This is a genomic window from Parabacteroides sp. D25 (assembly GCF_000307475.1).
GTDB classification, from domain to species: Bacteria; Bacteroidota; Bacteroidia; order Bacteroidales; family Tannerellaceae; genus Parabacteroides; species Parabacteroides distasonis.
Genome location: NZ_JH976506.1, coordinates 235,237 through 262,077 on the forward strand (window position 1 = coordinate 235,237; position 26,841 = coordinate 262,077).

Annotated in this window: 11 protein-coding genes; 1 reads left to right on the plus strand and 10 read right to left on the minus strand. The window is 45.0% G+C overall.

The window, feature by feature from the left end:
• The first annotated feature begins 571 nt into the window (after nucleotides 1-571).
• Complete coding sequence (locus HMPREF0999_RS17115; protein WP_009276461.1) at nucleotides 572-3,610, plus strand: DUF6383 domain-containing protein; 3,039 nt, start codon at nucleotides 572-574, stop codon at nucleotides 3,608-3,610.
• Between the two features lie 758 nt (nucleotides 3,611-4,368).
• Here HMPREF0999_RS17115 and HMPREF0999_RS17120 read toward each other — a convergent pair.
• The 10 genes from HMPREF0999_RS17120 to HMPREF0999_RS17165 all read right to left on the minus strand — a co-directional run bounded on the left by HMPREF0999_RS17120 (nucleotide 4,369) and on the right by HMPREF0999_RS17165 (nucleotide 26,750).
• Entirely contained in the window at nucleotides 4,369-5,640 is a 1,272-nt protein-coding gene (locus HMPREF0999_RS17120) for an ATP-binding protein (RefSeq protein WP_005861286.1), read from the minus strand.
• Between the two features lie 238 nt (nucleotides 5,641-5,878).
• Complete coding sequence (locus tag HMPREF0999_RS17125) at nucleotides 5,879-7,297, minus strand: calcineurin-like phosphoesterase C-terminal domain-containing protein (RefSeq protein ID WP_009276462.1); 1,419 nt, start codon at nucleotides 7,295-7,297, stop codon at nucleotides 5,879-5,881.
• Between the two features lie 38 nt (nucleotides 7,298-7,335).
• Nucleotides 7,336-10,503, minus strand: coding sequence for a TonB-dependent receptor (locus HMPREF0999_RS17130; RefSeq protein ID WP_009276463.1), 3,168 nt, complete (start codon nucleotides 10,501-10,503; stop codon nucleotides 7,336-7,338).
• 169 nt (nucleotides 10,504-10,672) lie between these two features.
• The gene (locus HMPREF0999_RS17135; RefSeq protein WP_005861292.1) at nucleotides 10,673-11,323 is read right to left on the minus strand and encodes a hypothetical protein; all 651 of its coding nucleotides are present in this window, start codon (nucleotides 11,321-11,323) and stop codon (nucleotides 10,673-10,675) included.
• Between the two features lie 268 nt (nucleotides 11,324-11,591).
• Nucleotides 11,592-15,281, minus strand: a complete 3,690-nt coding sequence (gene purL / locus HMPREF0999_RS17140) for a phosphoribosylformylglycinamidine synthase (RefSeq protein ID WP_009276464.1) — start codon at nucleotides 15,279-15,281, stop codon at nucleotides 11,592-11,594.
• A 179-nt stretch (nucleotides 15,282-15,460) separates the two neighbouring features.
• Entirely contained in the window at nucleotides 15,461-17,056 is a 1,596-nt protein-coding gene (locus HMPREF0999_RS17145; protein WP_009276465.1) for a RagB/SusD family nutrient uptake outer membrane protein, read from the minus strand.
• Between the two features lie 27 nt (nucleotides 17,057-17,083).
• Complete coding sequence (locus tag HMPREF0999_RS17150; RefSeq protein ID WP_005861298.1) at nucleotides 17,084-20,200, minus strand: SusC/RagA family TonB-linked outer membrane protein; 3,117 nt, start codon at nucleotides 20,198-20,200, stop codon at nucleotides 17,084-17,086.
• Nucleotides 20,201-20,745: 545 nt separating this feature from the next.
• The gene (locus tag HMPREF0999_RS17155) at nucleotides 20,746-23,229 is read right to left on the minus strand and encodes a prolyl oligopeptidase family serine peptidase (protein WP_009276466.1); all 2,484 of its coding nucleotides are present in this window, start codon (nucleotides 23,227-23,229) and stop codon (nucleotides 20,746-20,748) included.
• Between the two features lie 74 nt (nucleotides 23,230-23,303).
• Entirely contained in the window at nucleotides 23,304-25,625 is a 2,322-nt protein-coding gene (locus tag HMPREF0999_RS17160; protein ID WP_009276467.1) for a glycoside hydrolase family 20 protein, read from the minus strand.
• Nucleotides 25,626-25,898: 273 nt separating this feature from the next.
• A complete protein-coding gene (locus HMPREF0999_RS17165) occupies nucleotides 25,899-26,750 on the minus strand; it encodes an MBL fold metallo-hydrolase (protein ID WP_008773853.1) in 852 nt (283 codons plus the stop codon).
• Nucleotides 26,751-26,841 lie beyond the last annotated feature (91 nt).

Below are 26,841 nucleotides of genomic sequence, written 5' to 3' on the forward strand. Positions count from 1 at the left end.
TAGCTGTTTGATAGAGTGCCATTGGCTGCTGAAGTGAATAACTAACGGCTTGTCGAATGAATAACTAGCGGCTATATATAGCCGCTAACTAACGGCTCGGGAAGTGAATAACTGATCACTTGGAAAGCCTTCTACGGCCTGCGAAATCAAGTATGCGTTAACCTAGAGGAGGATTTTTGGAAATTATATTATATATGTACACGTACATTAAAGAATATGATGTATATGAATAGGCTTTAGTAATACATACCAATAATATCAAGGACTGATTTATCTAATAAAACGGCTAGTATAAACGATCGTTTTAATTCGTCATTTGCAAAGGTACGCGTTTCTTTGATACCTGCAACCCTTCCGAGCTATTTTTTTCATCCCTTATTCGCTTTCTTATCAATAGGATAGCCTATCCTTTACGAAACAACCGATTCCGTAAACAAACCTCCCGTTTTCCCTCTTCAAAAACGCAAGATCTAAATGATGGTCTAGACTAGTCGTTTTGGTATGGCGAAGGATAATTAAAGAGTTGGGAGATATTTAATTAACACTATTATTAATATTTAAATTAGAGATTATGAACAAAGGGATTTTTACTTTGATGACAGCGGCTTTATTGGCCTCTGGATCAGTTGTAACACCTGCTTTCGCTGAAGCGACGTTTGCGACTTATCAAGCCGTGAACACGAACAAGGTTTTGGCGAACGGTGTGAAGTTCTATTTGCAGGTAGGCAGCGATGAGGCTACCTCCACTCAAACTGATACGAAGTATTACAAAGTTAAAAAGTTAACAATTAAGGACAAGGCTACGGTTTGGTCTTTAGAAGAGACTTTAAACCCTGACGAGGCTTCTGTTTTCGAGGTTGGCAATTACACTAAGGTTGGTGGACAGTACACCTTCTCCTTGTCTGTTGACGGCAATAAGATTTCTTTGACGAAAGACGGTGTAATTAAATCAGACGCTGCTACTACTACAGAGGCTTCTAAAACTGTGACTACTTTAATCACAGACAAGAACAAATTAAGCGAATTGAAAAAATTCTCCGCTTCTTTGATGAACGCTACGGCTATCAACGTGGTTTTGGCTACACAAGAAGAGGTGATGACGGCTGATATGTTGAACGACTACAACACGGAAGGTTTCACTTTCGGCTTCAACACTAAGACAGACTTGGAAGGTAACGCTTTCGCTAAACCGATGTATGCGGTAGAGATCGGGGACGATGCTACTACTTTAGATGCCGGTACTTATTTCGTTGTAGGCGGTAAGGATGATGCTGTTAAGGCATTGAAAAAAGCAGTGAAAGATAAAGAAGGAGTAGAGGAGGCCTTGGCTACGGAGGATATCCAACTTCTTGCTTTGAATATAGATAAAAAATATGACGTAAGGGGCGCTAAATCTCCGGCTTACATTCTACAGGTTATCAACGGTGATAAGATCACTGGGAATAAGGCAGCTTTCTCTGTTAAGGAGTTCGATAAGTTGGCGAATGAAGGTGAGTATGAGCTGAAAATAGAAGATCCTAAACAAGATAAGACTGTAGAGGGAACTGAATATGTGTACGTAGGTGCTATGCGCTTTACTGCTACAGATACGAAGACTTATGTGACAACGGTTAAGGAAAATGAGAAATCTTTATTGATCTCCGCTACTTTAGGCGCTAGCACTTATTTGGATGCTTCCGTTTTATTGAAGGAAGGCGTGGCTAACTACGTGAATGTTTACTTTACTAGTAACAAGGAAAGCCAAAAAGATAACTTCCAGACTGAGTATCACAAATATTTGGTTCCGGTAACTGTTAAGGAGGAGACTAATAGAGCTGCTACTTATAAGTTTGCGTTCGACGCTAAGGCTGCTAAAGACGTAAACTTCAACTCTGCGTTATCTCAATGGGCCGTGAAGGGCTTCGACGGTAAATATACATTTACGTTGGTGAACCGTGAAACAACTCAAGAGATTACTTTAGGCTTGCAAGAGTCTGACGTGAAGGGCGAGTATAAGGTGGTTAACGCTAAGTCTAATAGCGCCGATGTTTCTTTCAATTCCTTGAAGAAAGCTGCTCCGGGTGAAGAGGGTGCTGATGAGGCTAAACCTGTTAATAGTACAACAGTTAAGTTCATCCCGGTTGAGAAAGTCGCTGGTTTCTTGGATTTATCCAAGGATGAGATGGAAGCTGGTATCAAGTTGGAATTTACGGGTAAGACTGCGTTAATTGGTGAGAAGACTTTCTTTGCTAAGAAAGACAAGAAAACAGAAGACGAAACAACAACTGAAATGTTGGCTCCTAGCATGAAGGCTTCCGATGCATTCACGCTGGCTATCAATAAGGCTAAAGGTAAGATCAATGATGAGGATAAAGATGCTGTCGTAAATTACACGATCCAACCTCTTGTATTATCTTGTTTGAAAGATGGTAAGATTGTAGAGTTGAAAGATACATTGTTTGTTCCGACTTACAATATCTATTATACGACTCCGCAAGAGGGTAAAGATGATATCGTTACTTACTTAGGTGAAGACTTGGAATTTGCAACGGTAAGCGGCACTGAAAAACCTGCTGAATTCGTATTCCGCGCAAACGCTGACGGTTCTTACGCTATGATGGGAACTGACGCAAATGTTTCGTTTGATGAGGATATCACTGCCGGTACAAACGTTGTAAGCGTAGATCCTACTACAGGTACAAAATTCTCAACAGAGGAGGTATTATTATATAACCTGTCAGAAGGCAGCTTCGCTAGCGTAGCTGTTAAGGTACAAGATAATTCAGACAAGACTACATTGCCTGCTGAGTCTCGTCACGCTTCATTCGACAATGCGCTGGGTTCTATCAACTATCAGTTGAATAAGAATGGTATCACTGAGGGTATCCTTTCCGCTGAGAGCATGATCTTCTGGTTGGATACAGCGGATAGCAAGGCTACAACTCCGTACTTCTATATCTCTAAGGGTATTGAGGTTGCTGAAGGCGAAGAGAAACCGGCCGAGAGAATGTTCATGTATAACGCTACAGACTCTATGTCTATCTTCGATGAGAACTCTGCTCAGGCTTCTTTCAACGAGAAGTATATGCTGGAAGGTACAACTAAAGAGGATAAGATCGCTAAGGTAATCTTCCGTCCGGCTACTATCGCAGGTGTTGACACGATCAATACGGTTGTAGAGGGTAAGGCTGCTGTTGTTGCTGCTAAGGAAAACAAGGCAGAAGAAGTATTGGCTGGCTTGGATAACTTCAAGTTCGGTATCTGCTTGGCTGACGATGCTGTGGATGGCGAGTATGTTATCTACTCAAAGGCAGATAACAAGTATGTATACGCTAAGAACGGTAAGTTAGGTTTGGGTGGAAAGGAAGAGGCTATGGTCTTCACGTTAGGTACTGAGGTTCCGACTTCTAACGAGTCTATCGACAACGCCGCTTCTTCTATCGTAGTAACAGGCAACGCCGGTTCCGTAACGATCCAAGGCGCTCAAGGCGAGACGGCTTATGTTCGCAACTTATTGGGTATGCCGTTGGCAGAGACAGTTGTCACTTCCGATAACGCTACGATCGCTGTTCCTGCCGGAATCGTTCTTGTAACGGTTGGCGACGAGACCGTAAAGGTTGTCGTTAAATAAGACATGTAAAGGAATAATGAAAAGATAAATCGAAAATCATTCCCGTGCGGGAAACCAAGTACCCCGAGAGGGCGAACAAGCGGGAATGGATTAATATTAATACTAAAGTAATAAATTAAAGTTCATCCGTAAGTACTTCCGTGAGGATGGAAACGGATCAAAGGCAAGGGGAGACAGTATTGCGCTGTTTCCCCTTATTTGTTGATAAGGGTAGATAAGGGCTTTGTTGGTGAAATGGACGGTATTCGATCTTTTTGATTGATATAAGGGGGATATCGTGACATACCCTTTTTGAGAGAGGTATGAAGTAGGGGAGATCGGAGGGGTATAAATAGCCTTTTTCATGCAAAAGGACCACTTTTTACACACGATAGGTGGTAAAAGGCAGTGCGACTAGTCGTGTTTGGCAACGACAGTAGTGCCGTTGGGCATCGTAAACAGTCATGAATAGGGTTGTTAGTACTCATGAATGGGCATCGTAACCCTGTTATATCCCTGTCGTAACTCAATGAGATAGCCCGGATAAGCTATAGGATATGAATTAGGATGAATTAAATTCGCTAGGATAAAAGGCTGTTTTTAACTAATGCCGTATAAGACAAATGATTGCTAATATTTTTTCTCGTATTTGGGGATAAGCTGTACGTTTGCCCGAAAAAAGTGATTCTCGGGCAGTTGAGTTTACAAATTGACAAAATGCCAAGGTGCTTTTTTTGTGAGCTTATAGGAAGGGCTAGATCCGAAAATAAACCTTGATTTTAGAGAATGGCATGGGATAAATTCCATGCTTGTACGTGCTTTATTCCTTCTTTGGAAGGAAGCGGCAGATCATCGAGCGAGACAACGATCTTCTCGTAATTATCCTCAATGGCCTCTAACGAGGCATATTCCCGTTCGATGGTTTCTTTGTCGATTAGTAAATAAGTGGATTGGAGATAGATAACCCTCTCTCCTTTGATAGCGACGAAATCCACCTCTTTGTTCTTTATGCTGCCTACGTATATTTGATAGCCGGCCCTTAATAAATCTAGATAAATGAGGTTTTCTAGTTTATACCCAATGCCGTAGCCAAAGCCTTGATATAAATAATTGTTGAAACCTAGGTCATTGATGTAATACTTACAATTCCCGGCGATGGTCTCCTTTCCCTTGATTTGGTATTTCTCGACTTTATGTACCAAAAAAGTGTCCTCTATGTAACTAATGTAGGAGGCGATCGTATCATAGCTGGTCTTCCTTCCCGAGCTCTTGAAATAATTGGTGATATTCCGAATTGATATTAAATTAGATGCGTTATTTACCAGATAGACAAAAATGTCCTCAAGCAACTTAGCGTCTTTTATGTTTTGTCTTTGTATGATATCACGTAGTAATACGGTGTCTTTTAATGCGGATATATAATTTCTTTGTACTTCTGGTTGAGATAGATGGTATAATTCAGGCATACCACTACTTTGCATATATTCTAGGTAGTGTACCTTGTTGTTTTCTTTTTGGGTGATTCCAAGAAACTCTGTGTATGAAAAAGGATAGATGGCAAATTCCACATAACGTCCGGCTAATAACGTGGCGAGTTCTCCAGATAGCATTTTAGAGTTGGAGCCACTAATGAATAACTCATATTCGGCGGTATAGTCCTGTGAGTATGAGTTGGCGAAGCGTTCCCATCCCTCTACATTTTGGATTTCGTCAATGAACAGATAGATACGACCTTGAGGATTTATTTGTTTTAAGTAGAGATTAAACAGGGAATCAAGATCTTCATTGGTTTTCAAAAAATAGAAGGCGGATAGCTCACAGTTAATGAAGAATATATTTCGGGGATTTACTCCACTATTGGCGAGATGGCTAGCTAACTGACGAAGGAGATAGCTTTTCCCTACACGTCGCTGTCCTACCAAGACTTTGATTAATCTGTTTCCGGTGTAGGATAATATCCTATCTAAATAATCTTGCCGTTTATAGCCTGTTGGAAAATCGTTTCCACCCCATAGGTTATACTTCTCTAATGTCTTAAATCTATCGTCCATACTCGAAACTTTTGCGTAAAAGTACAAAAGTTTCGAATGAACTCGAAACTTTTCCCGTTAAGAATGGGATATACCCTTAAAAAATAACGGCAACCGCCTTCCGCCGAAAGCCGAGTTGCCGTTCAAAGTTAGGAATAAGGTTTGGTTTGTTCCTTTGTAATGATTCTAACATTAATATGTAATGAGAGTTTTCTACATTTTATCGATACAAAAGTAAATGCCACTTGTTACGATTTGATTACGGGAGTGTTACATTTTTAGTAAAGGTCTCGCCAAATCGGTTGATAACCTTGATCTGTACGTCTTTGACTCCGGCTGAAGGGTGGCAACGGAATAAGTGCGATGTATGATATCCGGAAGGTTTTCCGTGCATGTCGATATAGTCTTGGTCTTCATCATCGAATTGCTCCATGCAACCTTTCTCTATGCCGTTTTCGCTCCATGTAACTTGGTAGGTCGGGTCCCAATCCCATACGTTCACCACTAGGTAATCCGCTTGCGATTTGAACTCATTCGGCCTATAAACCCTGAATTGATAATCCGAATCATGGCCGGTTGCCTTATAATACCAAGTAGCGGCATTCCCTTTCACCTCAACGACCAGATAACCGTTCGGGGCGCCGCACCGATTTACATGGCCGGCCCACCAAGCTCCGCAAGCGGCTCCGATATTATGCTCGTACAGATTCGGTGTGACTTGGTTGTTCTCGAAGAAATGCGTATGCCCGGCGAAGATATGGACATTATAAGGGCTGACGATCTCTTTCAGGCTCTCAGCGTCCTCGGCGTTTCCTCCCCCTTTATCCGTCTGGTTGAATACCGGGGCATGTACGTTGATAAATACAAGTGTTCCGGGTTTAACGTAACTCAGGTCGTTTTTCAGCCATTCCAGTTGTTCCTTTCCGAAGCGTTCGTCATATTTCTTGTCTTTATAATAATCAATATCTTTTAAGGTGATGATATGTGCATCCCCGACATTGAACGAATAATTGTAAGGGCCGAAATGATCCTCGTAGATACGCTCCGCATAGCTCTCCTCGGTTACCTTTTGATTGGATAAGGCCGGGTAACGTAAGTCGTGGTCGTGATTGCCGATCACGGAGAACATCGGGATGCCTAAGACCGAGACCGCTTCCTTATAAGGAGTGAATAAATCCATGCGATCCCAAGTAATGTCTCCCAGCGCCATACCGTAGACCTCTTTTCCTTGGTAGCGCTCTATAGTCTGCTTCAAGTCGGGGATGGTCTCTTCACGGAAACGTTTCATCTGCCGTTCGTCGATGGTCTGAGGATCGGAGATTGCCAAGTAGACAAACCCGTCGATTGGCTGTTTCCTAGGGGTGAGCGTAAAATCATATTCATTGATCTCCTTACTTTTATCAAGTTGCTGATAGAAAAGATCCGGTATACCTTTTGTTTGCTCGATCTCATAGTCACCCGGTACGGAGAGGTAGACAAAGCGGCTTTTGTCCAGATTCGAATCTAGGCTATATTCTCCCCGCTCATTTGTTTGCGTGAAATTATAACCATCCGTAACGACTACGCCTTGTAGCGGTTTGCCTGCCGTATCGGATACAGTGCCTCTTACGGTAGCGGCTTGCGCTATCCAAGTGGATAACGCAAGTAAAAGCGTGAATGATAAGAATTGTTTCTTCATCGTAATTTTTTTTATGATTTGAATATAGAATATGTTAGTTAGAATTTATAACGTACGCCGATTTGAATCTGCCAAGGGTTTCCGTTCATATTGGATACACCCGTGTTTTTGTTTACGTTATATACGTATTGCTTCTTCTCCGCGTCAAAACTCTTGATGGAGTAGATATTCTGCTTGCCTAGATTATGTCCGGCACCCCAGTCCTTGTTCAGCATATTCAGGAAATTGAAAAAGTCTATCGAGGCCTCGATGGAATGAGTCTTATAGATCTTGAAGTTCTTGTTCAAGCGCAAATCGAAAGTACCGTAGAAGCCATTTACGCCACCGTTACGCTCGGCAACCTTCCCATAGTTTTTACGGATATAATCTTTTACGCTCTTCTCCGCTTCCGGGTTGTCCAAGATCGCTTGGATACCCTCACGAAGATATTGAGGCGTATTACTATCGTTCGGGTCATAGATATAAGCCAAGTCGTTGGATGATACGAAATCACCGTTCATATTACCACTAACCGCTAAAGAGTAGCGGGTTCCACCGATCCCGGAGAAACGCAAGCCTACGCTGATTCCCCAGAAAGAAGGAGCCGTACCGTAGAATACGACCTTATGGCGGAATTGGTTGTCCGAGTAAGTCATGGTACTCAAATCACGAGGATCATCTTTTACCATCAAGGCTAGAGTCGCTGTATTCGCTACGTTACCGTTGTAAGAGGTGTTATCCTTGGAATCGTTCCACGTATAGCTGAAAGAAAGCTCGCCATCCTTGAAATAACGCCAAGTTCCATCTACCACGAACGCATATTGGTTGATTTTTCCATCGCTGATTAATTCCAGCACACGGCCTACCTTATCACTTTTACGTCCTTGCATCCAGTCGGTAGCTCCGTTCTTGGTATTGATACTCTCGGCGGGGACGAACACGCCACGATTCCCCTCGGCGGCGATACGGAAGTAAGGCTCATCCACCATATTACGGTCTACGTACATATAATTATGGCGTGCCCAGTTGGCGTAAGCACTGATACCTACCCGCAAGCGATCGGAGAAGAAATGCGTGTAGCTGGCGTTCAACTTATATACTACCGGTACACGGGCATCCTTACTATTCATATTGATCGTGCTGATCTTTTGGATATTCGGGTTGTTGAATAAATCAACGCCCGGAGCGGTAGAAGGATCTTTGCGGTATGCCGGGAAATTCGGTGTCGGAACCAAATTGCCTTGTATATCCACGGACGCTACCTTCGTACCGTCGAACAGCATATTGTTGATCATGGAATAGTTGTTTAAATCCGAACCGAAGATACCGGCGCCAAGGCGGATAATATCTTGATGTTTATCATTCACGTCCCACGTGAATTGAACGCGGGGTTGCAACTGGAAGGTGGAGATTACGTTGTCCGTACGTAAGCCTAGTTCGTCATAAACAGTCTGGTTAAAGTTCGCGTGGTTGAAATAACGGGTATAATCCGCACGGATACCGGCCATGACCTCGAATCCGGTGAAAAGCTTCGTTTGTAATTGTCCGTAGATAGCGGAGTTCAAGGTATTCATCTTTACGGTAGGATCATCTACCAAGGCGATTTCCCGGGCATAGCGGTAAGGAGTCATATTCTCGAAATTATCCAGTCCCGTGAAATAAAACCGTCCGTTCATCTCACTGCCGTAGAGTGATTTCATATTGGTGTACATGAAGTCCGCTCCGAATGTATAGTTGATGCGGTCCGTATTATAATACATATTGTCTACCAATTGAAGTACATTATCCTTGAAATGTTCGGGAGCGTAGCGTTGACCTCCAAGTTGGATGGAAGTGTACATGCTTTTGTCACCAGATATAGATTCCACGTTCTCTACGATTGCTCTTGGGATATTAGAGCTTGGCAATTGCTTGTTCGGGGTCGTGGCCTCGTAAACCAAGAAATGTTGAAGCTTCAACTCGTTGGTCAGCTTTGGGCTTAATACCGAGCGTAAGGTAGCGAGTAAGCTGTTGTTATGCGATTTGCGGTCGATCCAAACCTCGTAAAGATTGATACTGGAGTTATCGCTCTCGCTCTGTTTATTATCCTCGTTGATGAAATTATTGCGAATGGTTAACAAGTTGGTTGCGTTCAACTGCCAGTCGATACGGGCGAAGACCGCGTTCGTCTGCTTCTTCTTACCGAACTCCCCGAATTGAGGGTCATTTGAGACTCCGTATTTAGTACGGGCGATATCCAGATAACGGTCTAGCGTAGATTGAGTGACATTATAGCGAGACTCGTCCGCCGCCGTCTTGATATCCGCTATATAAATCGGACGGGAATCCTGTTGGTGATCCCATACGACATAGAAGTGCGCACGGTCTTTCACGATCGGGCCTCCCAAAGAGAAACCATATTGATAGGTAGAGAAGTCGGAAGTCGATTTATTTCCCCGTATATCATAGGAACTGGATAACCAATCGGCACGACCGAATCCGAATACACTTCCGGTGAAAGTATTGGTTCCTGATTTCGTGACAGCGCTCACGGTGCCGCCCCCGGAACGTCCGTTGGTCACGTCATATTGATTGGTTACCACCTCAAACTCGCGGACGGCTTCCATGGATATCGTATAAGCGCCGGAAGTCGTTCCGCTCGCTACGGTTCCTTTAGCCGTCATACCGTCGATGGTGTAATTCGTTGAGGATGATAATTGCCCGGCGATATTTCCTCCGCTACTCAATGGCGAGAGATCCATCAGGGAGGTGAAGTTACGGCCGTTTACCGGAAGCTTCGTGATATTTTGAGCGGAGATAGATGTTGCCGCGCCGATCTTCGGAACCATGTTCTTCAAGGAATTAGCGACTACCTCGACAGCTTGGATCTCCACCGATTCCTCCGCTAGCTTGAAATCCACTCGAAGCATATCCCCTTGGTTCAATGCGTATCCTGTCTTTTTCTGTTCCCCATAACCGATATAAGAAGCTGTAACGGTATAAGGAGAACCTAGCGGAAGCTGCTTGATGGTGTATTCTCCTTTATCGTTCGTGATAGAGCCCGTGAAGAATCCGGTAGATTCATTCTTGACTTGGATCGTGGCTCCGATCACTGATTCCCCTTTATTATCCACGACCGTACCGGTGATAATCGCTTGCGTTCCTTGCGCAGACAAGAGAGCCGGCAAGCAATTAAAAAATAACAAACAGGCAAGCAGCCTGCATGTAAGTTTGTTAAACATCCTCATAATAATCTTTTTAAAATTAAACCTAAATATCTTTTACGGCGCAAAAGTAAGTGTCCGGTTTTGCAAAGAGATTACATCCGTGTGTAGGTTTAAATAAAGAAAAAAGCCTAATGAAGGATATCCATTAGGCTCAACGAGAAAATTATAAATGTGTCTATAAAAAAGAAGGTTAGTCCTCGTCCAAAGTCTTGATAATGGTAGATGCTATCTTGGATGAACTCTTGCGGCTGCTCTTTCTGAGTTTATCCGGGTTCTCAAGATTCATGCAGGTAAAGAAGTTATTCCCCCTATATACCTCATTTTTATCTTTGTCGAATAAGGTATAGCTGACGATATGGAAAAGCGTGCGCAAGGGTTGGTCTTGCCATTTAAGATAATGCTGGTTTAATACTAGCAGATAATCAGCGTCAGCATTATCCAATACCTTTTGTAACTCTTCGGTCGGCACGGCTGAAAGATCGGAATAGCAATCCTCGCTCTCCCCGTTAACCTTGATCTCATTCAGTACCTGTCCGGTCACTTGTGTAGCGTTTGCCGGAATAAACTTGCAATCTCCGTTCTTTACGGATGCGGCGATATTCTCGGCGATGATCGTATTATACGTTTGGTCGATACTATCCGCTTTCATACCGGTCTCTTCGGCGATCATCCCATTGTAGAAATAGTTTGATTTCACGTTATCGTGCAAACCTACGATGAGAATTTGCTTTGCATGATAATTGTCACCTTCCTTCTTACTTTCTTTAGCGTTCGCTGCTATAGAAGCTACGGCTAAAAAGAACATAACCGTAAAGATTCTGATTTTAAATAACCTTTCCATGATTCTTCTATTAAATTCTGTGTCTATTAATTTCGGAGGCAAAGATATTAGCGGGGTGTTGCAGGGATATTACGGTTGTATAAAGTAATAGTTACCGATAATCCCCCCTGTACCGGCTTGGATATTAAAATCGTGGATTCGTTGTAAAGTCTATTCTACCGTGTGGATGAGTTCAATCAAAAGGCGGTTACCAAGAAACTTTAAGGAGATATAGAAACAAGGGTTGTTTTTAAGGTTCAAAGAACGCTAAAAACAACCCCTGTTATTTTTACTTATTATTCTCGATCCACTTGCGAGCGTTCACGAACGCCTCGATCCATGGAGTGACCTCGTCGTTCTCCTTACGGTCGGCGGGGTAATAACCGCACTGCCAAGGGAAGATCGCACGTTCGGGGTGAGGCATCATGGCTAAATGGCGGCCGTCCTTTGAGCAAACACCGGCAACGGACCAAGGAGAACCGTTCGGGTTGGCGGGATAGCCATCGTAGTTGTATTTAGCGATGATGTTGTACTCCTTCTCCTCGTAGGGGAACTCGAACTTACCTTCACCATGAGCTACCCATACACCCAACTTCGTGCCGCTCAAGGAGCCGAACATTACGGAGTTGTTTTTCGGGATCTCCAAGCTAACGAAGTTAGACTCGAACTTATGGGAATCATTGTGAACCATCTTATGCTTTTTCTCGTGCTCCGGATAAACCAAGCCTAACTCGGCCATCAACTGGCAACCGTTACAGATACCCATGCTCAACGTATCTTTACGTGCGTAATAGTTGTCGATCGCTTTCTTGGCTTTCTCGTTATACAAGAAACCGCCGGCCCAGCCCTTGGCGGAACCTAATACGTCGGAGTTGGAGAAACCACCGCAGAATACGATGAAGTTTACATCCTCCAAAGTCTCACGTCCGCTAGCCAAGTCCGTCATATGGACATCCTTCACGTCGAAACCAGCCAGATACAAGGCGTAAGCTGTCTCACGCTCGCATTGCGTACCCTTCTCACGGATTACCGCAGCCTTGATGCCGTTCGGAGCGCGGCGTTCGGCTGAGAGTCCGTAAGAAGAAAGCTTTCCGGTAAAGTCCTTGTGGAACTTGTACTGTACGGGCTGCATCTTATAGTTCTCGAAACGGTTTCCGGCACAAACGCTTCCGCTCTGCTTTACATCCAGTTTATAAGAAGATTCGTACCATACGTCACGCATATAGTCGATGCCGAAGTGATATTGGATGCCGTCTTTCGATACCAATACATGGCGCTCGTCGGTCGGTTTGGCGATGATGGCGAAACCTACGCCAGCTTCTTCCATCAACTTTTCGAATGCCTTCTTGTCCTTTACCTGAACCAAGATACCCGGATTCTCGGCAAACAGGATCTTCACGATATCGCTCTCGGAGATCTTATCCAAGTTGACATCCAAACCACCCTCTACGTTGGCGAAGCACATCTCTAACAGGGCGGTGATCATACCTCCCGCTGAGATATCGTGTCCGGCAAGGATGAGTCTCTTCTCGATCGCATCTTGTACGGCGTTGAAAGCGTCACGGAAGTATTCCGGATCTTTCACGGTCGGAACCTCATTACCCAGCTTGTTCAAAGCTTGAGCGAAAGCGGAACCACCCAACTTCAAGGTATCGAAAGAGAAGTCTATATAATAAATGTATGTATTCTTGTCTTGAGCTACTACCGGGGAGACGATTTTCTTGATATCGCTAACCTCTGCACCTGCGGAGATAATCACCGTACCCGGGGCGATCACCTTATCGTCGCCATATTTCTGCGTCATGGATAAGGAGTCCTTACCGGTCGGGATATTAATACCTAAGCTGCAAGCGAAGTCGGAAGCGGCTTGTACGGCTGTGTACAGACGGGCATCCTCACCTTCGTTACGGCACGGCCACATCCAGTTGGCACTTAAGGATACGCTCTCCAACTTATCTGTCAGCGGAGCGAATACGATATTGGTCAATGACTCGGCGATTGCCATAACGGAACCGGCGGCCGGATCAACCATGGCTACCTGGGGAGCGTGACCGATAGAAGTTGCGATACCAGCTTTCCCGCGGTAATCCAACGCTACGGCACCTAAGTCGCTCAACGGCAATTGTAATTCACCTTGACATTGCTGGCGGGCGATCTTACCGGTTACGGAACGGTCTACTTTGTTTGTTAACCAATCCTTGCAGGCTACGGCCTCCAATTGAAGTACGTTCTCCAAATAATGGTGAAGTTCGGATTCTTTGTAAACAACCGGTTGATAAGATTCAGTGACCGTATGGTCTGTCATAACCGTTCTAGGCGGTTTACCGAACATATATTCCAGCTTGATATCGATAGGTTTTACGCCGTCCGCTTGTTCGAAGACAAACTTCATGTCGTTAGTAGTCTCGCCTACCACATACATCGGGGCACGTTCACGATCCGCGATACGTTTTACACGGGCTACATCTTCTTCTTTCATCAATAAGCCCATGCGCTCTTGGCTCTCGTTTCCTACGATCTCCTTCGCTGAGAGAGTCGGGTCACCAATCGGCAATTTGCTCATATCGATGTGTCCGCCGGTAGCCTCCACCAACTCAGACAAGCAGTTGAGGTGTCCACCCGCACCATGGTCATGGATAGAGACGATCGGGTTCTCGTCAGACTCGGCGATCGCACGGATCACGTTAGCCGCACGTTTCTGCATTTCCGGGTTGGCACGCTGTACGGCGTTCAACTCGATACCGCTTGTATATTGCCCCGTGTTTACGGAAGAGACGGCTCCACCACCCATACCGATACGGTAGTTATCGCCACCGATCACAACCACTTTCTCGCCCGGTTCCGGATCGCCCTTCAAGGCATCACGCATATTTGCGAAACCTACACCGCCGGCAAGCATGATTACTTTGTCGTAAGCGTATTTCTTATCGTTCTCCGTGTGCTCGAAAGTCAATAAAGAACCACAGATAAGCGGCTGGCCAAATTTATTACCGAAATCGGAAGCGCCATTGGAAGCCTTGATCAAGATCTGCTCCGGAGTCTGGTATAACCAAGGACGAGGGTCTAGGACTTTCTCCCATTCGCGAGCGCCTTCCGTACGAGGGTAAGAGGTCATATAGACCGCTGTTCCCGCTATCGGCAAGGATGCCTTACCACCGCCCAGACGGTCACGAATCTCACCACCTGTTCCGGTAGCGGCACCGTTGAACGGCTCAACGGTTGTCGGGAAGTTATGCGTCTCGGCTTTCAAGGAGATAACCGTCTTGATATCTTTTACGGCGAAGAAATCGGGTTTGTCACCGGATAGGGGAGCGAATTGCTCTACCGTCGGTCCTTCATTGAACGCTACGTTATCTTTATAAGCGGAAACCAATTTATTAGGGTTCTCGGCGGAAGTTTTCTTGATCAAGTTGAACAAGGAACTTTCTTTTTCCTCGCCGTCGATGATGAATACACCTCCGAATATTTTATGTCGGCAGTGTTCCGAGTTTACTTGGGAGAAACCGAACACCTCGCTATCGGTCAACTTACGTCCCAACTTCTGGCTTACCTCGTTCAAGTAAGCGATCTCCTCTTGGCTTAGAGCCAAGCCCTCTTGTTGGTTGTACACTTCCAAATCCTCAATGTAGACAATAGGATCCGGTTTTTTACTGATCGTGAAGATCTCCTGATTCAAGCCATTGTAGATACGTTGCAACATCGGATCGTGATCCGCATCGCCAGAAGAAACAGGAAAATATTCCTCAATACGGGAAATACCGGTCAGGCCCATGTTCTGGGTAATTTCAACGGCGTTCGTACTCCACGGGGTAATCATTTCCCGGCGTGGCCCTACGTACCAGCCTTCCAATGTTTCTGATTGAACAGGAGTCGCCTCGCTAAACAACCAAACCAGTTTTTGAGTGTCTTCAGGAGAGAAAGCGTGCGCGGCCTCTACAGCCAGCACCGTCTTTGTTGAAGATTGAAAGAATAGAATCATATCGTTGATTTATTAGTATTTATCACGAAATAACGAATAAGCCTCTTTTAGAGAGTGCAAAGATAATGATTTCCCGTGAATTATTATGTCAATACGTTTTAAAAGAAAAGAGGGCGGAACCTCCCGGTCTCGCCCTCTCATGTCCCCTGCATAGTAAAAAATAAGAGTGTGTCTATATTCTACCAGCCTGCGTTCTGTTGTGCGGCTAGCGTGGGGTTTCTTAATATATCATTCAATGGAATCGGCCAAATAAAGCGTTTATCCGTGTACGGGATGAACTGTTTGCTGTTGCCGAACCATTCAGCTTTCACTTCTCCACCAACAACGAATGCGCCTTGGTTCTTCACATTGTTATATTCGATTTTAGCGGGAATACCACCGGACGGCAGCAAGTCGTCAGCCGCTAAACGATGAATGTCTTCCCAACGGCGACCTTCACCTTGGAACTCAATGCGACGCTCCCAAAGGATAGCTTCCACCAGTGCTTTCGTGTTGGCGAAATCGCTTGCCTTATACGTCTGTGTAGCGGGGTCGGCCAAAGAACGGTCTCTTACTTGATTCAATTTCTCCAATGCGAGAGTCTTGTCTCCCGCACGTGCGGCAGCCTCGGCCTCGTTTAGCAATACCTCGGCATAGCGCAGGATCGGGGCGTACTCTTCACGTGTTTGGGGATTCTGGTATTTATCACAGAAGTAATAATCGTCAGACGCACGATAAAGGACGAGGTTACGACGCTTGTCATCCCCTTTCCAGAATTTGGAGTTGTAAAGGGTAGGGGATGTCGGGCACATCGCACGGCCACCTTCACGGGCAGACATCATAGCGGACATAGCTCCATTTACAGATGCGTTATCTTGAGAGTCATTCGGAATGGAGAATATAGATTCCTGATTGTCTTTGTAAGAAACGAAAGGAGTGGCAGGATTGGTTTCCAGAATGAAACGTCCGCCTTCCAGTTTCTTAGCTTCAGTAACTACATTGTTCCAATCACGCATATGTAAATATACGCGCGTTTTCAATGCGATGGCGGCACCTTTGCTCGCACGTCCGATCTTATCAGCATCAATAATGTCCGGAAGCATGCTTTCCGCATTATTCAGGTCGCTTAATATCTGATCGTAAGTCTCCTTAACGGTAGAACGGCCTATGCTTTGTTGCTCAGCGAGTTGGCTGGGGTCGTTTACGGCTTTCGTGTAAATAGGCATACCGTAGTTATTGTTACCTTCTACGTTGTAGGGCAGGGCATAATGGATCATCAAGTTGTGATAGGTTAACGCACGTAAGAACAGGCATTCTCCTTTGTACTGATTCCCTTTCTCTTCGGTTATGACACTCGCCGCTACCGCGCCTTCTATACCTGCGTATACCGTATTATAGCGGTTAATAGCCTCGAAAGAGGTTTCCCACATCGCCACGTTATTAGCGGTAGTCAAGTTATAGGTTGCGGAATAGGTATAATCATAGAATTGGGCGGTTAGGTTCATATCTTCACCGCGCATTTCGCCTTGCAATATACTGGCCGCTCCAAAAGGATAACCGCGTGCCCACCCAAAGTCATTCGGATCTACGTACATACCACATTGTGCGGCATCGTAAGCTCCGACTACGGCTAACTCGCAACGTTCTTCTGTCCCGTATGCCGTAAGCTCGGAGAATTTGTCAACAGGTTCAAGGTCTACGACGTCGCTTTCGCAGGCGGTGAACACGGGTAGCGAGAACAGGGCTGTCCCTAACGCTACTACTGAAATGTTTTTATATAATTTTTTGTATAACATAATTGTAACTTTTCTTAGTTTGTGAAATTAGAATGTAATGTTCGCTCCAAAAGTGAATGAACGTTGCTGTGGCATACCGTTCCAATCTACACCTAAACGAGAGTTTGTCTCAGGATCCAATCCGGAATAACCTGTGATAGTGAGTAAGTTCTGTCCTTGAACATAGAAACGAATCTTTGTCATGTTCAGTTTGGATACGACCGCCTTCGGTAGTGTATAGCCTAAAGCTAACGTCGATAGTTTTAGGTAATTGCCGCTCTCAACGAAGTGTGAATCCGTATATCCATCATTGAATAAGGAAGAGGCGTCTCCATAACCGATTTTTGGAGTCATGCCGTCACCCGGTTGCTCTGGAGAAATCCAGCGGCCTAAGATTTCTGTTCCATTGTTGGAGAAATCCATATTGAACAATGCGCTTTGACGAGAAGCGTTCATGATCTTATTACCTCCGGAGAAGCGGAAGAATACATTTAAATCGAAATTCTTGTAAGAAACTGTATTATTCCAACCTCCGTACCAAGTAGGCATAGATGAACCTAATACCTTACGGTCGCTAGCGTCCAAGGAAGAAGCCTTGGAGACATCCGAAGGGTTGGAAGGATCATATTCCGCATAGTCGTAAGAGCCGAATGTGTCGAATTGCACTAATGAACCGTCCGCCTTACTCCAGATCGGATTACCGTTTGCGGCGTTTACGCCGTAATAATCATATCCATATAAAGATCTATATGACTCTCCTTCACGAATGATTGTGTAATTGTCTACGATGTCTGTTCCGCCGTATAAGCTCTTCACCGTGTTCTTAGCTGTGGAGAAGTTGAAATTAGTTTGCCAGTTCCAATCTTTGGTAGCGATGATTGTAGCGTTAACTGTCAATTCCATACCGGAGTTCTTGATCTTACCGATATTATCAAAATATGAGTTGTAAGGAATACCAGCGGTAGGTGCTGTAGGAACTTCCAACACCAAGTCTTTGGAGTTCTTTTGCCAATAAGCTAGCTCGAATGTCAGGCGGTTATTAAAGAAAGAGCCATCCAATCCGATATCGAAAGTCTCGGTTGTTTCCCATTTAAGCTGGCTGTTACCCATACGGTTCCAAGCGATAGCTGTATTCGATCCTGCTTTCTTCGCCCCGTAAGTTCCCAGATAAGGGAAATAATTCCCTAGGTCAGAGTTTCCGATTGTAGCGTAGCTGGCACGGATACGTAAGTCGTTAAACCAATCATTAATAGTTGATTCGCTCCAGAATTTTTCGCGAGAGATACGCCAAGCGGCTGATCCTCCCCAGAATGTACCCCAGCGGGTGTCTTTCGGAAGGCTGGATAAGCCGTCTGTGCGGACGGAGGCTCCGATATAATATTTACTATCATAGTTGTAATTCGCACGGAACATATAGGAGGCTAATCCCATAAACGTTTTACCTCCAGATACGAATCTCTCACCAAATGTGTTGGAAATGATATGGTCGGTGAAGAAAGCATCGGATATTTGTTGCACGGTTGCGTCCGTATATTCATATTCTTGATGGGTGTACTCTTGTACCGCTGTCGCCGTCAGATTATGTACATCATTGAATGTACGGTTAAAGTTGATTACGTTTTGCCAGTTCCAGTTCGTGTATGTGGTATTGATTTCTTCCAATAAGCCGCCATAGCCGTATCCGTCTCCTGATTCCGGGTTCCATACCATGAAATCTTTAACATTCGAGATGTCTAAGCCAGCTTGTGTCTTTAAAGTCAATCCGTCCATGAATGTGATTTCAGCCCATCCACCACCTAATACACGGGTATTGGTCGTACGGTTTACGTTATTGTCTAATGCCCAGACGATATTCTGGATACCATTATCAATATAGGAAAGGTTGCTTCCGCGACCTAATGTCTTACGGTTTTCAGCGTCGATATTGTAACCAGTAGGATCATCCGGATTGAATACAGATACGTTTGGAAGCATACGAGTGCCGGCGAAACCTACGCCACCCAATGAATTCTCGTCATTCATGACACCATTAACCCGGGTACGGGTCATCTGGCCATTTAATCCGATGCGTAACCATTTTGTCGCTTGTTGTGTCAAATCTGCCTTTAAGCTCAAACGGTTTAAGTCATTGGCGCGAATGATACCTTCTTGTTCCGTGAAACCTAATGATACATAATATTGGCTTTTATCCGTACCACCACTGGCGGATAAGCTATGATTGTGCTGGAAACCTGTACGGAAAATATAATCATTCCAGTTTGTGTCCGGTCCGTTCGGATCGTAAACAGCCTGTCCTTTCATTCCCCAGTTCTCGTATTTCTCGTTAGCGATAGTCACGAAATCTTTCGCTCCCAGAAGATCATGCAATTTAGCTGCGCTGGCTGCGCTTACATAGCCATCGTAAGTTACTTGAGTACGTCCCTTGGAGCCTTTTTTAGTTGTGATCAATACAACTCCATTTGCCGCACGGGAGCCATAGATAGCTGTAGCCGCACCGTCTTTCAATATTTCAATGGATTCGATGTCATTCGGGTTAATATCAGACATCGCATTGTAAGAAGCGTAAGCCATTCCTAAGCCGGTTTTTCCATCGGCGTTATCACCGGTGGCGATCGGCATGCCATCTACGATGAATAACGGCTGAGAGTTAGAACTGATCGTACTCATACCACGGATCTTGAATTGAGGACCGCTTCCCAATACGCCACTAGGAGTCGTAACCTGTACACCAGCGGCACGTCCAGCTAATTGAGAGTCGAAAGACGCTGTTGCCAAGTTGCTTAAGTCTTCACCTCCTACTTTAGATATGGCACTCGTCACATCCTTTTTTCTTTGAGTTCCGTAACCGACAACCACGACTTCATCCAAGTTCTGAGAGTCGGACTCCATCGTGACTTTAATGATTGGTTTTACTGCCACTTCCACAGATTTCATACCGATGTAGGAAACGATTAGCTTTTTCGCGTTAGAAGGAACATCCAAGGTGAACGCTCCGTTGTAATCCGTTACAGTACCGGTAGTAGTACCAGCTACTACGATAGAGGCTCCAATGATAGGTCCATCGTCTTCCGCCGAGATAACCGTACCGGTCACCTTCGTGGTCTGAGCCGTTGCGAACGCTATACTTGCGAACAAGCATAGTAATAGATAAGTTAACCTTTTCATAGACACATACTTTTTGTTTAATTTGTTAATAAATAGATCGTTGTAATCAATTGTTGCCACTTAGTCGATTGACTTAGTTTCCGAAGAACTTCATGAGGGTAAGGTACTTTGGTGTTACTTCCTAGCATTGATGCGGGATTGAGTTAAAAATAATTTGCATATTAATACTATATATTAATACTAGAATGTATTAAATTAACATATAACTTAAAATAATCCGTATTGACAAAGTTCCGTGTAAGTTTATTTTTATTGTCAATATGTTTGTTTATTGCAAATATATCTTTATATTTGCCGTACAGCCATTAAAATAAAATGCTTGCTGTAAATAGTACAATTAGACATAACAGATGTTTACATAGGTTGCATGTTCTATAATTTATTAAGATATTTATAATAATTAATAAATATTGAACGGAAAAGTGATTTAGTTCTTCGGAGACTAAGGTGTTTCATAAATACTATCTAATGTATTTAAATAAAAAAAGAGTATCTAATAAAGATACTCTTTAGATATATGTGAATAGAGTGACCTATTTTGATTTTTATAGGCTTTTCGGAGGATATAATGCGTCCCACCACTCCGGTTGATCTTTCAACCACTTAGCGAACCATGCGTAAATTGTGTTATTCCACAAGATACGTTTCTCATAATCCAGTATATGGTGGTTCTCTCCTTCTACCTGGACAAACGCTGTAGGCTTACCCAATAATTTTAATGCGGTAAACATCTGGATGCTCTCTCCAATCGGAACATTCGTGTCTGCGGTTCCATGTAAGAACAAGATCGGGGTATTGATCTTGTCTGCGTTAAACAGCGGACTTTGTAAAGTGTACATATCCCGGGCATTCCATGGATAACTGTTAGCGCTAGCCAACGAGCTGTATGAATATCCCCAGTAACCTTCTCCCCAATAGCTGGTGATGTCGCTGATTCCCGCATGAGACATGGCCGCCGCGAATATATCTGTTTTTGTTTGTAGGTATTGAGTCATGAAACCTCCGTATGAAGCCCCCATGCAACCGATTTTCTTCGTGTTGACAAAAGGATGCTCCTCACAGAACTTTTTCGTGCCTTCGATGATCTCGTCAGCGGTAAGTTTACCCCATGCGTTGACATGGCGTGCGGAGAACTCTTGGCCGAATCCAGTCGCTCCACTGGGCTGTATGATGTAGACGATGTACCCTAAGCCGGCGTATACATGCGAAGGATAACGGCTTTCCATCACCCGGGCCGTAGGAGTTGTTCCTCCGTAATAATTCACGATCATCGGATATTTCTTAGTTGCGTCAAAATGAGGAGGGAGATAGAAGCGGCCGTAAATCGTATCCCCTTGGGCGGAAACGAAATTCCAATCTTGCACTTCTCCTAAAGTGACGTCTCTCAAGATCTCTTTGGAGAGATCGATCAAGCAGGAAGAGGCGTCGTTTTTCAGGTTATAGGTATAAAGCCTTTGGGAATTGGAAGCGCTTAATCCGAAATAAACCATTTCGAAAGCTTGATTGGCGATGGAGTAATCGGAGATGACATCTTCCTTGGCTTGAAGTTGCTTAATCTTTCCGTTGGACGGGTTTAGACTATACATGCGAACACGGTCCTTATCTTTCGCCGTGATATAGATTTGTTTATCGAGGGCGTTCCACTCGTAGGAATCGACAGAGGGGTCAAAATCTTTCGTAAGCGGCTTTATACTTTTATCTGCTATATTGTATAGGAATAATTGCCCGTCACTCGTATTCGATGTCTGTCCTTCTTTGATCTTTAATCCGATACCATCGAAAGCCTCTCCAGACGCGTCAACGAGTAATTGGGTGGCATCCGGGGAGAAAACGGCACGGCTTACGAATTTCTCACCTTTTATAAGGGTATCCACATGCATGGTTCGTAGATCCATCTTATATATATATGTACGTGAGAAAGGGCGCTCCGTTAAATTCGGTTCCCTGCGACTGAATAGCAGATAGTGGCCGTCTTGAGATACATCGTTGATGTAAGTAGAAGTATGTCCATAGGTGAGCCGTTGGAACAATCCGGTTCGCAGGTCATATTTATGGATAAACATACGGTTTCTCCATCCCGGTTGGCGATCATCCGGCACCAGTATCTCTTGGATCTCTTTTCGTTCTTGCGGTCCTTTCTCCCGTATGGAGAATAATAGATAGTCTTCGGTAGGCCCGAAGCTGAAAGAACCTTCAGGCAATTGGCTGGAAAGGATGTTCTCCTTTTTACTGGTAGGGTCTAAGGTCACCAATTCCGTGCCTTTCATCCCTTTCCGGGTGTAATAGGCCAGATTGCTTTTAGGCATCCAGCGTAAGCTCTGTCCGTTCTCAACTAATACGGAACCGGTAGCCTTGTCTAGTATCTGGGTAAATGAGGACTGCTTTCCGCCGGGATAGGTTTCTTGATAGGAGACGATAATGAATTTTCCATTCGGGGACAGGCTGGCGGATTGGATGCGTTTACCATCAAATACATCACTTAATGTATAACGTTTCTCCGGATTGACGGTCGCGGTTACCACCGCGTCTTTTTCCGGGTTGAATGAGGCTTTTAAGGCATTCTCTTTGTGGCTCTCAGATAAATATTTAATTACGATTTCATAGCGTCGCGGCTCCAAGGTCAACGAGGCTTCTCCTTGGGTTAGTTTTGTGAGTTGTCCATCCACGTAGACTTCTGAAATCTCAGGGCCATTGATCCTTAAGGTGCCTTTTGTATAGCGGTCACTATTCAGGTAGAAGGAAACCAAATGTAGCGCGTAGGAAGAGGCCGAGGTTGGCAAGGTCAGCTCTCCGGAAGACGCCGCGTCAAGGGTTTGTCCGCTTTGGGAAAGGTTGCAGAAAGGAACGGTCGTGTTCAATAGTTCCTTGTCTGAGAATCTCTTACTGTTTACATCCAGGCTATCTGCCAAGAAGGGTTTCTTCACCTCGTAAGGGCCGGCGTAATTATAATGTCGCACGACAACCTCATCCGCCCATAGTGAGCAACAGGAGCATAGGGCTGAAAGAATTAAGATGTTTTTGTTTATCATGATATTTGTTATTTAGTATAAGATAAGAAAGCGAGATGGCAGGTATCTCTCAGCCATCTCGCTGTATCATTATCTTATAAGATTTCTATCTCATCTACGAACAAGAATGCGGGACTTCCGGCGCCACCGTGCCATTTTGGTAGTTTGCTGCTGTTGATGATAACCTCGACATAGCGGGCCTTTACCGGGGCGAAGGATATCTCTTGGGGATATAATCCGTCCTTGTCGTTTTGGGTTAGCTCCGGGATTTTCTTGGAAGCTACTTCCTTGAAATTCTTGCCATCGTCGGATACCTTTACGGTTACGGCGGAGGCTCCCATGATCCAATCGCCTTTCACCACGTTTGTGTTGAAAGATACCTTTTGGATTTCGGTTGGTTCCTTTAGATCGATCGTGGCGTCAAGGTCTTTTCCTTGGAAACCCAGCCAATGGCCGGTCTTGTAATTACTACCTCCACGTAAGCCGTCTACCAATACCTGTGCCCCGTTGAAAACGTATCCTTTGCTGGGTTGCTCTTTCAAGGTGATGGGCTTCATCGTCGCTTTATTGAAGAAGATATCTTCTGAGAAGATGCGGCTCGTACCGTTCGGACGGACAACGATCGCCTTGAATTCGCAATCTTGGTTGATCTGTACCGGGCCTTCATACTTGATGCTGGCGATCGTAGGATCGCTACCGTCTACCGTATAATAGATATCTCCTTCACCCAACTTCGTCAAGGCTATGTCGAGTGTTCCGTTCTCCGTATTGGTGGTCAGGGAGGCGTTAATATCGAAGATATGCTTTCCGTAATTATATCCCAAGCGATCGTAAAGTTGTGTCATGCGGGCCACACGGGGCAGGAACGTCTGATAATCTTTCTTGGACGGATCGCTCCACTGGATATCGGCTACGGCATCGATACGGGGCATGATCATGTATTCTACCTGTGAGAAGGTCGGGATATATTCCGTCCAGAGGTTGGCTTGCGCCCCGATCACGTACTTCTGGTCTTCAGGAGAGATACCGGCTGTCGGCTCAAAAGAATATACTTTCTCTAACGGCAAGTAACCACCGATAGCTTCGGGCTCAAGATCCGTATCCGCTGATTGATAGTAATCCAGATATACATATGTATTCGGTGTCATGACCACGTTATGCTTTTGCTTGGCGGCCTCGATACCTCCATCCATGCCTCTCCAGCTCATTACCGTGGCATTCGGGGCCAAGCCTCCTTCTAGGATCTCGTCCCAGCCGATGATATGGCGTCCTTTGCTCTCCACGAATTTCTCCATGCGGGAGATCACGTAGCTTTGCAAATACTCCTCGGCGGAATGCTTCTTATCTCCCTTGATACCTTCCGCCTTGATGCGAGCTTGGCATTTTGGGCATTTCTCCCAACGTACCTTCGGGCACTCATCACCACCTACATGGATATATTCGGACGGGAAAAGATCGATGACCTCGCTCAATACGTCTTCTAGGAATTGCATGGATTTCTCGTTTCCGGCGCAGATCACGTCGTCGGCTACTCCCCATTGACCCCATACGTCATAAGGGCCCCCGGTGCATCCCAGTTCCGGGTAAGTAGCCAAGGCTGCCAATTGATGTCCCGGCATATCGATTTCCGGGATGATCGTGATATGGCGTTCAGCGGCATAGTTGATGACATCGCGAATCTGGTCTTGTGTATAGAAGCCCCCGTATTCTTTTCCGTCATATGTTCCGGAGTTATGGCCGATCACGGTTTCCTTACGTTTAGATCCGATCTGTGTCAATTCCGGATATTTCTTGATCTCGATACGCCAACCTTGGTCATCGGACAGATGCCAGTGGAACGTATTTTGGTTGTGCAAGGCAAGGATATCGAGATACGTTTTTACCGAATCCACCGGGAAGAAATGGCGGCTGACATCCAGCATCATGCCTCTATAGGCAAAACGGGGATAGTCGTTGATGGTAGCTGCCGGTAATTCTACGTTCATCCCTTGGGCCGTGGCCGGGATCGATTTACGTAATGTCTGGATACCATAAAATACGCCGGCATCCGTGCTTCCGGCGATCCGTATCCCGTTATCGCTAACGGTCAGTTGATATCCTTCCGGATTCTGGATGCTTTGGTCGATAACGAGGCTGATCCCCTTACCGGGCTGGCCGGTAGCGGTTGCTAATTCATAGCCCGTGATTTCCTTGATATAAGAAGCGAGGAACTCGGCGTTCTTCTTCATCTTATCATTGCCCTCCGGATAAAATATCTTCGTGGATGGACTTAGGACGAAAGGATTTCCGTTCGTCAATGTTACTTCTTGTAGCAAAGGCACTACTCCGTAATCTCCTTTTACGGCCTTACCACCGGAGCAAGCGATCATTCCCGTGCAAAATGTCAGGACGAGCGCTAGTTTGCTTAGGCTGTTCATGTGTTTAGAGTTTAGAACGTAAAACAATAATTGATTCAGTATCACCGCCCAAAGATAAAAAGAATTAGCCGTTTTATCTAATGCTTTTACACTTTTGATGCGATAACCTTAGGGACTTTGTCTATATATAGAGACTATTTATCAACTGGTGCATGATCATCCAACAGTTGGTGGACGATCATGCAACGGCTGTTGGATGATGAATACTTCTATAAGAAATGTCTAAGGAATATGGAAGAAACACCTAAGCTCTAAAGGGAAAAGGGCCAGGGACTAAGGGAAAAGAAACGTCTTCTTGAGAGGTATTTCCTTGTCCTTCTTATAATATGTATTCACACGTTTTACGGTTGTGCAGCGGATGTAAGCGTCATGGCAGTAGATGAGCGCTTGCCTTTTTTCGGCGGCTTCGGCAAGCATGCGCAGTTTCTCGTTGTATGACGTGACCGGATACGTGTCGTAAGCGGAGATCCATTCCGGGGATACGCTGGCTACAAGGGGGATAACATCTCCGGCAAAGACAAAAGTCCGATCTTCCGTATGGATATAGGGAACAATTTGCCCCGGAGTGTGCCCATCATACAAGCGTAGCTCTATCGTGGGGCAAATCGAAGTGTCGGCATCTAGCAGCCGTAAGGAATTAGCATCCGCGACGGCTTGCATATTCTCGATAAAATAGGAATCTTTCTCCAAGGCGTTCGGATGAAGGAAATTCTCCCATTGCTTGCGGCTAACCCAGTGGTTCGCATTTGGGAATGAGAGAAATAAATGTCCGGTAGATTCATCCTTTTGCGTGGTATAACCGCAATGATCGAAATGGAGATGGGTGAGGACAACATCCGTGATTTCCTCCGGTTGAATTCCCCGGTTTCGTAGTTCCGTGCCGAGGTCTACCAAGTTGAAGAAGCGGTAATAACTTAGTTGTTTTAAGTGTTTATTTCCCGCTCCGTTATCTACTAGGACGATGCGTCCGTCATCTGTTTTTATGACAAGGCTACGCATGGCTAGCACGCAACCATTTGTCTCGTCGCTCGGATAGCGACGGCTCCAAGCGCTTTTAGGAATGGCCCCGAACATGGCGCCTCCGTCGGCGTAGAAGTAGCCGGTATCGATGATTTGTAGTTTCATGGTTTCTGCATTCTTTCTTTGGGGGAGTAAAGGTATGGTTTTTATCATACTCAATAGTATAATAAATGTAAAAATGACTGGTTTAAACGTT